Annotated in this window: 9 protein-coding genes, 2 pseudogenes and 1 CRISPR repeat array; of the genes and pseudogenes, 7 read left to right on the forward strand and 4 right to left on the reverse strand. The window is 71.6% G+C overall.

Annotated features, from left to right (window positions below):
• Positions 1-74 precede the first annotated feature (74 nt).
• The 3 genes from ACWF94_RS16260 to ACWF94_RS16270 all read right to left on the reverse strand — a co-directional run bounded on the left by ACWF94_RS16260 (position 75) and on the right by ACWF94_RS16270 (position 4,219).
• The gene (locus tag ACWF94_RS16260) at positions 75-206 is read right to left on the reverse strand and encodes a SapB/AmfS family lanthipeptide (protein ID WP_453488019.1); all 132 of its coding nucleotides are present in this window, start codon (positions 204-206) and stop codon (positions 75-77) included.
• 32 nt (positions 207-238) lie between these two features.
• A complete protein-coding gene (gene lanKC / locus ACWF94_RS16265; RefSeq protein WP_453488020.1) occupies positions 239-2,905 on the reverse strand; it encodes a class III lanthionine synthetase LanKC in 2,667 nt (888 codons plus the stop codon).
• 245 nt (positions 2,906-3,150) lie between these two features.
• Positions 3,151-3,479: a CRISPR direct-repeat array (repeat unit 24 nt; unit sequence GGACCACCCCCGCGTGCGCGGGGA).
• Positions 3,480-3,721: 242 nt separating this feature from the next.
• Positions 3,722-4,219: an NUDIX domain-containing protein gene (locus ACWF94_RS16270; RefSeq protein ID WP_453488028.1), complete on the reverse strand. Its 498-nt coding sequence runs from the start codon at positions 4,217-4,219 to the stop codon at positions 3,722-3,724.
• On the opposite strand from ACWF94_RS16270, the gene ACWF94_RS16275 reads away from it, so the two are divergent.
• Entirely contained in the window at positions 4,200-5,192 is a 993-nt protein-coding gene (locus tag ACWF94_RS16275; RefSeq protein WP_453488021.1) for a hypothetical protein, read from the forward strand. The two genes, ACWF94_RS16270 and ACWF94_RS16275, sit on opposite strands and share 20 nt — an antisense overlap.
• A 174-nt stretch (positions 5,193-5,366) precedes the next feature.
• On the opposite strand, the gene ACWF94_RS16280 is transcribed toward ACWF94_RS16275, so the two are convergent.
• A complete protein-coding gene (locus ACWF94_RS16280; protein ID WP_453488022.1) occupies positions 5,367-6,110 on the reverse strand; it encodes a TioE family transcriptional regulator in 744 nt (247 codons plus the stop codon).
• Between the two features lie 69 nt (positions 6,111-6,179).
• On the opposite strand from ACWF94_RS16280, the gene ACWF94_RS16285 reads away from it, so the two are divergent.
• The 6 genes and pseudogenes from ACWF94_RS16285 to ACWF94_RS16310 form a co-directional block, all read left to right on the forward strand.
• Entirely contained in the window at positions 6,180-7,406 is a 1,227-nt protein-coding gene (locus ACWF94_RS16285) for an erythromycin esterase family protein (RefSeq protein ID WP_453488023.1), read from the forward strand.
• 220 nt (positions 7,407-7,626) lie between these two features.
• Positions 7,627-7,920: pseudogene (locus ACWF94_RS16290) on the forward strand (N-acetyl-gamma-glutamyl-phosphate reductase); the annotation flags it as partial.
• A gap of 164 nt (positions 7,921-8,084) precedes the next feature.
• Positions 8,085-9,134, forward strand: a complete 1,050-nt coding sequence (gene argB / locus ACWF94_RS16295) for an acetylglutamate kinase (protein ID WP_453488030.1) — start codon at positions 8,085-8,087, stop codon at positions 9,132-9,134.
• Positions 9,135-9,238: 104 nt separating this feature from the next.
• Positions 9,239-10,364, forward strand: a pseudogene (locus ACWF94_RS16300) (acetylornithine transaminase).
• Between the two features lie 167 nt (positions 10,365-10,531).
• Positions 10,532-11,944, forward strand: coding sequence for a lysine N(6)-hydroxylase/L-ornithine N(5)-oxygenase family protein (locus ACWF94_RS16305; protein ID WP_453488025.1), 1,413 nt, complete (start codon positions 10,532-10,534; stop codon positions 11,942-11,944).
• A 166-nt stretch (positions 11,945-12,110) separates the two neighbouring features.
• Positions 12,111-13,554: condensation domain-containing protein (locus tag ACWF94_RS16310; RefSeq protein WP_453488027.1), on the forward strand; the 1,444-nt coding region annotated here is incomplete at its 3' end.

The following is a 13,554-nucleotide window of genomic DNA, read 5'->3' on the forward strand; positions in this document are numbered from 1 at the left end:
GCCCGGGACCGGCCCAGCGTCACACCGGGTGGATCGGTCGGCCTCGGCTCACCGATCCGCCCGTGGGCACCTGGTTACGGGGTACAGAGGACGACGCTCAGCGAGCTGTACTCGCAGATGAGCAGGCTGACCTGGCTGCCGGTCGCCACATCGCCGTACGCTTCCTCTTCCGGGGTCTCCAGGGCCTGGAGGTCGAGCAGCGCCATGATGATTTCCTTCCGTGGGGACTGTTTGATTCTCATTGGTGCACGGTCCCTGGCTGGGACCGGGTCTGGGGCCGCTGGTGCGGCGTGAGGAACGGCAGCGACGCCGGAGCGGTGGCGTCGAGTGCGCTCCCGAGGGCGAGCAGACAGCCGGCGGTGCCGGTGGCCAGGTCCATGGACCGGCGCATCAACTGCTCTCCGGGGAAGGCCAGTTCACCTGCGTAGGGCATGGCGTGGTGGCCGAGGAGTTCGATGTGGCGGTGGATGGTCCGCCGCAGGTCGGCGGGTTCGCCCGCCGGGGTCCTGGCGAGCTGGAGCACCAGTCCGGCCACTCCCCTGAAGAGCCCCGGCTGCACATAGAAGGCGGAGCACAGGCCCGGCTGCATCGCACGGCGCGCGGTCTCGAACACCTCGTCGTGCCGGTGGGCCAGATACTCGTCGATGACCATCGCCACCCCGGCGCTGCCCGCCCCGAGGTACGGCATCGTCCGTTTCCCCTCGACCACCAGCAGCGCGCCATGGGCCCCGCTGCGGCAGCGGGCCAGATCGCGCCGGAGCGCGGCGGCGGCCAGATCGAGCAGGGCGGGGTCTCCGGAGGACTCGTACCGCCGTACGAAGAGGAGGGCGAGCCCGGTCGCGCCGTGCAGCAGGCCCGTACGGGCGGACGGCGGCCCGGCGTCGACGGCTCGGGCGGCGAGCGCGGCGCACTGGTCGGCGGCGGCGGTGAGCGCCGCCGCTTCGGCGCCGGCCGCGGCACGGGCCAGATCGTCGAGGGCGAGGGCGATTCCGGCGTGGCCGCTGTGCAGATCGGATGTCAGTCCGCCGAGCGGCTGCGAGATGATCAACTGGGCCAGTTCGGCGGCCTGTTCGGGGTGGCCCAGGCGGTTGAGCGTCCAGGCGATGCCCGCGAGTCCGTCGTAGAAGCCGAGTGGGGTGCCGGACGTGGGTTCCTTGGATCTGGCCAGCAGCCATTCGACGGCCGGTGGGCAGGGGGGAGCGCCGGTCTCGTGGAGTGCGTAGAGCACTCCGGCCGCACCGTGGGCGAAGCACTGTCCTCCGGCCGGGGAGGCGAACTGGGCGATGTCGCCCGGGAAACACCGGTCCTCGCGGTCGGGCGTACAGGACGCGATGACGGCGCGGGCCATGGAGTCCCTGCTGAGGGGCCAGTCCGCAGGGGCGGGTGCCTCCTCCGGAGCGGGTATCTCCACTGCCGGGGCGAGCGCCTCCGCCGCAGCGGATACCACGGGTCCGGCGCCGGGTGGTGCCGGCTCGCGCAGGATCTCGGCCACCGCCGGGCGCAGTTCGTCCTCCGGTAAGGAGAAGACCCGGGCCGCGTTCCGCGCCAGCCTGGTCACCGCGCGGCGGTCGATGGCGAAGAGGGTGGTGAGCGGGAGCAGCAGCGCGAGCCGGAGGCAGGCGAGCGCGTACCGGTCGATGTCGACGCCACGCCGGTCGGCGGGGGCGACGAAAGCCGGGTTGGCCACGATCTGCCGCCGCCCCTCCGCCGCCGGGGACGCGGCCTCGAAGTCCAGCAGCACCACCCGGGTCTCGTCCTCCGAGACCATCACATTGCTCATATGCAGATCGCTGATGACGACACCGCGCCCGTGGACCGCGGCTACGGCTCGCTCCACCAGGCCGTACAACTCGCGTGCCCAGGCCGCGTGTTCGGTGAGCTGCTGAGGAGTGGGGTCGGGCGCGCTCAGCGGGAAACGGCGCGCGAACAGGGTGTTGAGCGTGATGCCGGGTATGTGCTCCAGGGCGAGGAAGTGGTGCTCACCCACCTCGAACGAGTCGAGCACCTTCGGTACGCAGTCGAGCCCGGCCAGCCGCTCCAGCGCGGTGCGTTCGCGCTCCAGCCGCGCGACCGCGTCGGCCCCGTCGGCGGCGAGCCCCGCGTACGGCCGGGCTTCCTTGAGGACGACGTTCTCCCCAGTGCGGGTGTCGCGTGCCCGGTAGACGCCTCCCCCGTTGGAGAAGTGGAGCGCGCCCGTGACCTCGTACGGCATCCCGCCCGTCCCCACGGCCGTCCGGGCCGCCAGGAACGGCCGCAGAAACGCCGGGGGCGTCACCCAGTCCGGGATGTGCAGGGACGGGCCGCGCGGGTCGGGGACCAGGGTGCCCGTCGGATCGGCGACGGCGGGCACCAGCCGGCCATCGGGACCGGGACAGAAGCGGGACGCGAAGGCTCCGTACCGCACATGCACCGGACTGTCGCCGCAGCGCAGATCACTCAGGATGTACGGCCCGTGCTCCCCCGCCAGCAGCGCGACCAGATCCGCGCAGATCTCCGGGAACCGCTCCTCGGAGTGCGGATAGACCGTCATGAACTTGCCGCTGCCCGCCCGGTCCGCGTACTTCGCGTTGCGCAGATGCAGCAGCGCGGGCCCGGGGATGAACTTGACCGGCAGCCGCCGGGGCAGGCAGTAGTCGAGCACCCGCCGCAGGATCGATTCAGCGTTGTCCATCGCCGCCGACACATGAATCTTCCAGCCCTGCGGCGGCAGCTTCAGCCCGACCGGGCTGAACGACAACCAGTCACCGCGCCGCGAACTCTCCCAGCCTTCGGGCGCCCCGGTCCGGGCCGCCTCGTACAGCACGTCCGCCGCGCCGGAGCCGTCACCGGAACCGGGCGCGGGGCGGTGCGGCGCATCGTAGAAATCACGATCCGCTTGGCAGTACGCGGCGTACTCGGGGTTCACGCGCGCTCCCTCGCTGAGTGTCGGTGTGACCTCGGTGCTGGCGGGAGAAAACCTGTCACAGCGGCCCCGGGGCGAGACAGTCGTCGCTGTCACCACTCGCGCGTGTGGCTGGGTGTGCGGATCGCACGTGGGGCCGCATGGGGGTGCGCTGCGGCCTGCTGTGCGGGGGGCACGCTGTGGGGCGTGGGCCGCCCCGCGTACGCGGCGACCACCGGCGTCGGCGCAGGCGCGCGGTCCGCCACGGGGGACCACCCCCGCGTGCGCGGGGACCACTCGATCGCGGCCTGGCCGTCCTCGGTCTCGCGGGGACCACCCCCGCGTGCGCGGGGACCACGACCCCTCGACTTACGAGCGTTATGCTCGTAAGGGACCACCCCCGCGTGCGCGGGGACCACTGCGCTCCCATTGCCGCACGTCGTAATTACCGAGGACCACCCCCGCGTGCGCGGGGACCACGTGATGACGGGGTACGGGGGTCTGGTCAACGAGGGACCACCCCCGCGTGCGCGGGGATCACTTGGGTTTCATGCAGAGAATGACGGCCTGCTGAGGACCACCCCCGCGTGCGCGGGGATCACACTTCCTGACCTGGGGCTTCAGGCAGCCAAGTGCATGATTTTACTTACTTCTTGAGGTTCGGGCATTGCAGCCTTCCTTCACATATCGGCTGGCAGGCCGACCATTGGCGTGGGCAGCGCCTGCCCGAGTAGTGAGCCACGCCATGCTCTCATGTACCGCCGCTGAGTACCGCCCAGGCCAGTGAGCCGCCCAGCGCGAATACCGCGAGGATGCAGGCGATCTGCTGGGTCTTGTGGCTCACGGGACGATCGCCAGGCGGGGGCGGATACGGGATGCGAGGCGGGGTGCGATGTCGGGGAGGGGGAGCCAGCGGGCGTGGCCGGTTCTGGAGAGGGTGGAGAGCAGAGCGCCGGAGTGGGCACGGAGGAGGTAGCGGAAACCGACGCGTAGACGGGAGTCGTCGTCCGGGCGGTCGGTGTCGATGACCAGAGGGGCTTCCGCACCCGGAATCGCCCAGGCGTCCTGGATGCCGGTGCATTCGCGCAGGACGCGCAGGGCCGTGTAGCCGAGGGAGTGGTCCCCGAGGGCGGGCGGACCCTCGGGAAAGGCCCACGACTGACGGTGGCGCAGGGTCAGGACACGCTCCCGCTCGTCCACGAGCACCGCACCCGCCCGGACCTGTGTGGCGCTGGAAAGGGTGTTCGGATGCTCAGTGGAGGAACTAGGTTTCAGGCCACCCCGATTCGTGGCACCACCACCGGAGGAGGTGGTGCCCGTGCGCCGTCGTACGTTCATCACAGCCGCCACCGGAGTCACCGTCGCCGTAACCGTGCCCTCGCACGCTGTACCGCGCCGGGTCGGGCACTCTGACGTGGACCGGCTGGCGGCCGAACTCACCGTCCTCAAGTGTGTGGACGACGACCGTGGCGGTCATGCCGCTCTCGAAGGCGCTGCCCTCGCGGGCGCGTCGGTCGTCCTCACCCTTCAGGAAGGCAACGCCAGCGGCGCTGTGAAGCGTCGGCTCTTCGGTCTCGCAGCCGACTACACAGCTCTGGCCGGATGGTCGTGCACCGACAATCGCGAACTGGATCGGGCTCAGAGCCATCTGGAACGTGCCATGACACTGGCGGGCATGTCTCGGGACCCGGCCACGCAGTTCCGCATCTGGAACAACGTCTCCATCGTCGCCGCCCAGCGCAAGCGCTTTGGAGACGCGCTGGCTGCCGCTCAGGTGATCCAGACCTCGGCACTCTCGCGGCGGGACCCCCTGTTCGCCTCGCTCGCACACACCAGAGCGGGGGCCGGACACGCCGAGCGCGAGGACCGGCAGGCCGCGCTCCGCAGCATCGGTCAGGCCGAGGATGCGCTCACCAGAGCATCCGCCCAGGAGCGCCCGAGCTGGATGGCCTTCTACGGCCCTGGAGAGCTTCTGGCGGTCACAGCAGGCGTCCACCTGCAACTCGGAGACCCCGAAGAAGCCGAGTGCGCCATCCACAAATCCCTGGCCCGAATCCCTCAGCATTTCCGCCGCAACCGCGCCATGGGCACGGCACGCCTCGCACGCGCACAGTTGCACCAGGGGGACGTGGAGCAGTCGTACGAAACGGCCACCACCGTTTTCGGGCTGATGGACGGAACACCACTTCCGGGACGCATGCGTGTGCGCATCGGCGACTACCACCGAGACCTTCTCGAACTGGCTCCGCAATCCGCACAAGCTCGCGACTGGACCGAACTGATGCCTACGAAAGTGAGCCGAATCCCGTAACGTCCAGGGGCGGTACGAGAGCTGGGGGCTACCGGAAGGTCGGCGAGCAGAAGCCCTTCCCGGATTCACCGCTCTTCGCGGTGATGGTGAAGCCACTCGATGGTTCGCGCCCAGGACGAGGACCCGGGTCCGGAGGAACGGCCGGATGACCTCGGCGTCCAAGACGACGGCGATCTACACCGCGCGCTCGCGAAGGTACGCCTCCAGTTCGGCCGCCCCGCTCAGCATCGCCCGCCCACGCGCGGACAGTCGGCCTCGCCAGTCGCCCAGTGCGGCCTCCAGTGGCTCAAGGCCGCCCGCCGCCCGTACCTGGGCGATCAAGGGGGCGATCTGCTCCAGCCGGTAGCCGCCGCGCCTGAGCTGGTGGGCCAGCCGGGCGTCCCGTACGTCGGCCTCGTCGTAGAGGCGGTATCCGGTGAGCGGGTCGCGGCGTGGGCGCACCAGGCCGGCGTGTTCCCATTTGCGCAGGGTCGCGGGCCGGATTCCGAGCTGCCCCGCCAGCGGGCCGATGAATGTGCCGCCGGACCCGGAGCCGGACACCGCCGCGTCGGGTTCGGGCGACATAGCCGGTGCCAGGTCGCGGAGGGCGCTCTCCACGGCCTGGAGGGTCCGCCGGTCGTCGAGGAGTTGGGCGTGGCCCTCGTCGATGAGGCGCACCGCCTCAGCGACCGCGCCCTGATTCACGGCGCGCATGATCGACGTCGCCGTCTGGTGCCCGTGGCCGGGCACCAGGGCGAGGAACGTGCCCAGGGCCCGCGCGTGCAGCGCGGTGTAGGTGCGGTAGCCGTGGGGGGTGCGACCTGCGGCCGGAAGGACGCCGGCCTCCTCGTAGTTCCTGATCGACTGCGTGGACAGACCGTGCGCGCGTGCCAGATCAACCGGCCTGAGCCGCTCGGCCCTTTGAAGATTTTTCCCCATGGGACCGACGATACCGTGGGTATTCTTGTGAAAAGCTTCAACCGAAGGTTCAACGATACCGTTTAAGGCATGGCTACTGACATCAAGGACACCACCTCTGCCGTCGATGCCGCCGCCGTCATGAGGCTGTTCCCGGCCCCGCCTCGGATGCTCGCGCTGGGTGAGCCCACCCACGGCGAGGACGCCCTGCTCGATCTGCGCAACGAACTCTTCCGGCAGCTCATCGAGCAGGAGGGCTACCGGACGATCGCGATCGAGAGCGACTGCGTGATGGGCCTGATCGTGGACGACTACGTGACGTGGGGCACGGGCACCCTGGACGACGTCATGGCGCGCGGATTCAGCCATGGGTTCGGCGCGTCAACCGCCAATCGCGAACTCGTGCGCTGGATGCGCGCCTACAACGTCCGCGCCGACAACGACGGCCGGCCCGCCTCCGAGCGGCTCCGCTTCGCCGGGTTCGACGGCCCGCTGGAGATCACCGGCCCCGCGAGCCCCCGGCGGGCCCTCACCGCACTCCATGGCTATCTCTCGGCCTGGGTGGACGCGGATCTGCTCCCCTGCACCCGGGGAAGGCTCGACCGCCTGCTCGGCGCCGACGACCGGTGGACCGATCCCGCCGCGATGATGGACCCGGCCAGGTCCGTGGGGCAGTCGGCCGAGGCCGGGGAGTTGCGGCTGCTCGCCGCCGACCTGGCGGCGCTGCTCGATGAGCAGACACCGTATCTGGTCACGGCGTCCTCGCGGGACGACTGGGACCGGGCACGCCTGTACGCGCGCACCGCGACCGGCCTGCTGCGCTACCACCACTGGATGGCCGACATCTCACCGGCCCGGATGAACCGGCTGCTGGGCGTACGGGACCAGATGATGGCTCACAACCTCCTCGCCGTCGCCGCTCGGGGCCCGGCGCTGCTCTTCGCCCACAACGCCCATCTCCAGCGGGCCAGGAGTTCGATGCGGATGGGCGGGATGCCGCTGGAGTGGTGGAGCGCCGGTGCGCTGGTGAACGCTCAGTTCGGCGAGGAGCGCGAGGAGTACGCCTTCGTGGCCATGGCTCTCGGCACGATCCGGCACCAGGGAGTGGACGCCCCGCCATCGGACACCGTCGAAGGGCTCCTGTACGCGCTCACGGAGGACCGCTGCCTCATCGACGCCCCCCGGCTGGCCACCGCCCTCGGCGACACACGGCCCACGCCCCGCGTATCCCCCTGGTTCGGCTACGCCTCACTGGACCCGGCCCACCTGGCCGGACTCGACGGCATCGTGTTCGTCAAGGACGTTCCGCAAAGCTAGTTCGACGCCAGCTCCACCGTCAGCAGTCGGACGGCCCGCCCGGCCCGTTGAGCCTGCCTGGCCTGCCGGGTCTGGGGGGGCATCCCCGCTGGTGGCACGCCCCCGCGCCCCCTACACCCCCACCCCAACCCCACATTCTTAGGTTAGGCTAAGCTAAGTTCCCGTCGGCGGACCGGCGCCAGATGCGTGTCTCCAGCGATCGAAAGAGAAGATTCCTGAGATGACCTACGGCGTGGCTGTGGCGGGCGCGAGTGGATACGCCGGGGGTGAGATCCTGCGGCTGCTGGCGGGCCACCCCGAGGTGGAGGTCGGCGCGCTCACTGCGTGCAGCAGTGCGGGACGGCCGCTGAGCGAAGTACAGCCCCAACTGACCTCGCTTCCGGACCGGTTGCTGCAGGAGACCTCGGCGCGGACTCTCGCCGGGCACGATGTGGTCTTTCTGGCGCTGCCGCACGGAGAGTCGGGGGCGCTGGCCGAGCGGCTCGGCGATGCGGCGCTCGTGGTGGACTGCGGGCCGTCGCTGGCGGCGGCCTCATGACCGGCCCCGGGGTGGTGACGGAGCGGGCGGCTGACCCGGTGAAGCCGGTGTCCCGGCCGCCGGGGCAGCGGACCGTGACGGACCCGGTGAAGCCGGAATCCCGGCCGCCGGGGTCCCGGGCACCCGGCCGGGCCCGCACGGTGATCGAGGCGCTGCCGTGGCTGGAGCCGTTCGCGGGCCGGGTCGTAGTCGTCAAGTTCGGCGGCAACGCGATGGTGGACGAGCAGCTCAAGGAGGCGTTCGCGCGGGACGTGGTCTCGCTGCGGTACGCGGGACTGCGCCCGGTCGTCGTCCACGGCGGCGGCCCGCAGATCAGCGCACTGCTGAACCGCCTCGATCTGGAGGTCCGCTTCGCGGCGGGTCTGCGGGTGACCACGCCCGAGATCATGGATGTCGTACGGATGGTGCTGGCCGGGCGGGTCCAGCGCGAGATCGTCGGGCTCATCAACGCACACGGCCCGTTCGCCGTAGGGCTGACCGGCGAGGACGCGCACACCATGACGGCGGTGCGCCGCCCGGGTCTGGTGGACGGCGAGCCGGTGGACATCGGGCTGGTCGGCGACATCGTCCGGGTCGACCCCGACACCCTGCGGGCGCTGCTGGACCGGGGCCGTATCCCCGTCGTCTCCCCCGTCGCGCGCGGCGCCGACGGGGAGATCTACAACATCAACGCCGATTTGGCCGCCGCCGCGCTGGCGGTCGCGCTGGACGCGGAGAAGCTGGTGATGCTCACCGATGTCGAGGGGGTGTACGCCGACTGGCCGCACAGCACCGAGGTCATCGGCCGGCTGACGGCGAGCGAGCTGGAGAAGCTGCTGCCCACGCTGGCCAGCGGGATGGTCCCCAAGATGGAGGGCTGTCTGCGGGCCGTCCGGGCGGGGGTGCGCATGGCACACATCCTCGACGGGCGGGTGCCTCACTCGCTGCTCCTCGATGTCTTCGGCGACTCGGGTGTCTCGGGTGTCTCGGGTGTTTCCGTGGCCTCTGGTGTTTCCGGTACCTCTGACGCTTCCGGCGCTTCCGGCGACGGCAACACCGGGACGACCGTCGTGCCCGACCGTCCCGCCGCTGTGCCGGACCGTCCCTCCCCACGGCCGGACCGCCCCACCCTCACGCCGGATGACCGTCCCTCCGAACCGCAGGGCGCGCGGTGCACCCCCGGCGCCCGAGACACAAAGGACCACCGATGACCCCGACCCTGGCCGGAAAGCAGCGGGTTGAGCGGAAGACCGGGCGGCCCGCCGGGCAGTCGGCCGGGCAGCGTGCCGAGCTGACGGACCGCTGGCGGGCCGTGATGATGGACACCTACGGCACTCCCCCGCTGGCCCTGGTCCGCGGCGAGGGCAGCACCGTATGGGACGCGGACGGCACCGCGTATCTGGACTTCACCGGCGGCATCGCGGTCAACGCCCTCGGCCACGCCCACCCGGCGGTGGTCCGGGCGGTGAGCGAGCAGATCGCCCGGCTGGGCCATGTGTCCAATCTGTACGCGGCCGAACCCCCCGTCGCGCTCGCCGAACACCTGCTGCGGCTGGCGGGCCGGCGGGGGCGGGTGTTCTTCTCGAACTCCGGCGCGGAGGCCAACGAGGCGGCCTTCAAGATCGCGCGCAGGACCGGGCGCCCGGGAATCGTCGCCACCGACGGCGGCTTCCACGGCCGCACCATGGGCGCGCTGGCGCTCACCGGGCAGCCGGGCAAATGTGAGCCGTTCCTGCCGCTGCCGGGCCCTGTGACCCATGTGCCCTTCGGGGACACGGTCGCGCTGCGGGCCGCCGTCACTGACGACACGGCCGCCGTGCTGATCGAGCCGGTGCAGGGCGAGGCCGGGGTGGTTCCGGCCCCCGATGGCTATCTCCGGGCGGCCGGTGAGATCACCCGCGCCTGCGGTGCGCTGCTGGTGCTGGACGAGGTCCAGACCGGGATCGGGCGTACGGGGCACTGGTTCGCCCATCAGGCCGACCACCGGATCGCCCCCGATGTGGTGACCCTCGCGAAGGGGCTCGGCGGCGGGCTGCCGATCGGGGCCACTCTCGCCTTCGGCCCGGCGGCCGAACTGCTGACGCCGGGCCAGCACGGGTCCACCTTCGGCGGCAACCCCGTGGCGTGCGCCGCCGCCCTCGCCGTCCTGGACACCATCGGGGCCGAGGGGCTGCTCCCGCAGGTCCGGCGGGTCGGCGAGCGGCTGCGGCACGGAATCGAGCGGGCCGGGCATCCGCTGGTGCGCGAGGTGCGCGGTGCGGGGCTCCTCCTCGGGATCGCGCTGAGCGAGCCGGTCGCCCCCCGGGTCCAGCGGTCCGCCCAGGACGCGGGTTTCCTGGTGAACGCCGTCGATCCGCACACCGTACGGCTCGCCGGCGCTGACCGTCACCGAGGACGAGGCGGACGCGCTCGTCGCGGCACTGCCCGCGATTCTCGGCTGATGGCTGACGGCTGACGGCTGACGGACGGTTTGACGGCGTCCCGGCACACGGGCGCCACAGGCTCCGGGCCGAGCCCTTCGCCGGACCACCTGAACCCGCACCACACCTGACACCCCATCACCCACCGGCCGCGACCCACCGGCCAGCGGACCGAGTTAAGGATGAGCATGTCGGCAGGGCACGCAAGCATCGCACAGCAGGAGACCGTCCCCACCCAGGATCTGGTGGGCATAGGCTTCGGCCCCGCCAACCTCGCCCTGGCGATCGCCATCGAGGAGCACAACGGGCACAGCGCCCCGGGCCGGGAGCTGCGGTCCGCGTTCGTGGAGCGGCAGTCGGACTTCGGCTGGCATCAGGGCATGCTGCTGGAGGGCGCCACCATGCAGGTGTCGTTCCTGAAGGATCTCGCCACCATGCGCGACCCGGGCAGCCGCTTCACCTTTCTGCGCTATCTCCACGACCGGGGCAGGCTCGCCGACTTCATCAACCAGAAGAGCTTCTTCCCCACCCGGGTGGAGTTCCACGACTATCTGCGCTGGTGCGCGGCCGGGTTCAGCGGGCAGGTGTCGTACGGGCACGATGCCGTCGCGGTCCGCCCCCTCGGTGGCGGCCCGGTGGGAGGCGACGGCCCGGTGGAGTGTGTCGAGGTGGTCTCCCGCGCGGTGGACGACCCGGCCGCACCCGAGCGGGTCGTACGGGCCCGCAATGTCGTCCTGGGGACGGGGCTGCGCCCACAGCTGCCGGAGGGTGTCATCGCCGGGGACCGGGTCTGGCACAACCGGGATCTGCTGTTCCGGGCCCCGGGGCTGACGGAGCGGCCCCACCGCAGGTTCGCGGTGGTGGGCGCGGGGCAGTCCGCCGCCGAGACCGCCGAGTATCTGTACCGCACCTTCCCCGACGCGGAGGTGTGTGCCGTCTTCACCCGCTACGGGTACAGCCCGGCCGACGACAGCCCCTTCGCGAACCGGATCTTCGACCCGTCGGCCGTGGACGACTTCTACCAGGCTCCCGAGGACGTCAAGCGCGCCCTCCTCGACTACCACGGCAACACCAACTACTCGGTCGTCGACGGCGAGCTGATCGAGCAGCTCTACCGCACGGTCTACCAGGAGAAGGTCGCGGGAACCGAGCGGCTGCGCATCCTCAACACCACCGCCCTGACCGGGGTGGAGGACCTGCCGGACGGCGCCCGGGCCGTGGTCCACTCGCTCACCACGGGCAAGCGGCTCGACCTCGACTGCGACGCGGTCGTCCTGGCCACCGGGTACCGGCCGGCCGATCCCCGGGAGCTGCTGGGCCCGCTCGCGGAGGAGTGTCTGACAGATGGTCAGGGACGGTTGCGGATCGACCGTGACCACCGGCTGCTGACGTCGGACCGGGTGCGCGCGGGCATCTATCTCCAGGGCGCCGGTACGGAGCACACACACGGCATCACCTCATCGTTGCTGTCCACACTGGCCGTGCGCTCCGGCGAGATCTGTGACTCGCTGCTGCTGCGCCGGGCCGAGAACGACGTACGCGGCCGGCTCGACACCCGGGCCGCCGCGCCCGCGCGCGGTGTCGCCGCGCACAGCGGCTGAAGGGCCCGCCGTGTCGTCCTCGACCTCCTCGACCTCCTGGGCCTCCTGGACCCCGGTACCGGACCCGGTCCTCGGCCCGGTCTCGAACCCGGCACCCGGCCCGGACTCGGTCCCGGGACCGCGCGGCACAGCCGAAGCCACCAGAACCCCTGCCACGGAAGGCGAGATGTCAGACGCGACCCTTACGACGGATACGGCCCGTACGGGGACCTGCCGCGCGCCCGTGGCTCCGGCGCCGCTGGAACTCACCGCGGCCCAGGCCCAGGTACTTTCCGCACAGCGTGCCGACCCCGGCAACGCCGCGTACAACGTCGGCCAGTACATCGAGTTGACCGGACCGGTCGACCTCGATGTGCTCCAGGACACCGTACGGCACACCCTCGGTGAGGCCCCCTGGCTGCACTTCCGGGTCCGGGAGGAGGGCGGACGGGCGTATCAGGAGGCGGTGCCGTTCGACGCCGGGCGGTGGCGGCTGCCCCGGCTGGACACCTCGGGCGCCGCCGATCCGGTGGCCGCCGCCGTGGAACTGGTCCGTGAGCAGCTCGCCTGCCCGCCCCGGCTGGATCTGCTGCTGATACCGCCCGGGGCCTCACCAGCTCCCGGCGACCGCCCCGCTCCCTCCCTCACGGGCACCGTCCTGGTCACGGTGGGCCCGCAACGGCATCTGCTGTTCCAGTATTTCCACCATCTGGCCGTCGACGGTTACGGAGTCGCGCTGCTGACCCGCCGGATCGCCGAGGTCTACACGGCACGGCTGCGCGGGACCCGGCTGCCGGACTCCCCGTTCGCGTCCGTCGCCACCCTGGTCGACGCCGAGCACGCCTACACCGGCTCCCCACAACAGGCCGCCGACCGCGCCCACTGGACCGCCCGCTACGCCGACCGCCCCCGGCCCACCGCCTTCGTACCGGACTCCGCGCCGCCATCGGACACCGCCCTGCGCCATACGGTGGTGCTGGACCGAAGGGCCGCGGCCGCGGTCGCGGTCGCCGCCCGCACGGCCCGCGCCACCTGGGCGGAAGCCGTGACAGCGGCGCTCGCGGTCCAACTGCGGCTGCACACCGGCACCGGCGACCCGGTGTTCGCGCTGTACGCCATGGCCCGCACCGCGCCGGGCACCCTGCGGGTCCCGGGCATGGCCGTGAACATCGTCCCCGTACGGCTGCCGGTCGCCGACGACGACACCTTCACCACCCTGCTGGAGCGCACCGTCCGGGAGTTCGCCGCCATCCGCGCCCACCAGCGCTTCCGTGGCGAGGACATCGCACGCGAGGTGTGGCCCGGCGAACCTGCCCACCGGGAGAACACCGAGGCCACGGGTCGCCCGGGCGCCCCGGCAGCGGCACGACTGCCGGGGCCACTGCTCAACCTCCGCCCGTTCGACACCGAACTCGACTTCGCGGGCGTGCCCGGCCAGGTCGTCACCCTGGCGTCGGGCCCGGTGGACGATCTCTCGGTCTCCGTCGTCCAGTGCGCGGGCGGGCGGCTGCGCCTGGACTTCGACGCCAACCCGGCGCTGTACGACGGGCCGACGCTGACGCGGCACGCCCTGCGGTACACGGATCTGCTGCGGCGGCTGTGCGCCGAGCCGGAGCGGGCCGTGTCGACAC

Source organism: Streptomyces sp. NPDC055078, assembly GCF_053607985.1.

Coding starts and splice junctions, on each gene's coding strand:
- ACWF94_RS16260 (WP_453488019.1), bottom strand. CDS start 206: ATGGCGCTGCTCGACCTCCAGGCCCTGGAGACCCCGGAAGAGGAAGCG.
- ACWF94_RS16270 (WP_453488028.1), bottom strand. CDS start 4,219: ATGAACGTACGACGGCGCACGGGCACCACCTCCTCCGGTGGTGGTGCC.
- ACWF94_RS16280 (WP_453488022.1), bottom strand. CDS start 6,110: ATGGGGAAAAATCTTCAAAGGGCCGAGCGGCTCAGGCCGGTTGATCTG.
- ACWF94_RS16285 (WP_453488023.1), top strand. CDS start 6,180: ATGGCTACTGACATCAAGGACACCACCTCTGCCGTCGATGCCGCCGCC.
- ACWF94_RS16305 (WP_453488025.1), top strand. CDS start 10,532: ATGTCGGCAGGGCACGCAAGCATCGCACAGCAGGAGACCGTCCCCACC.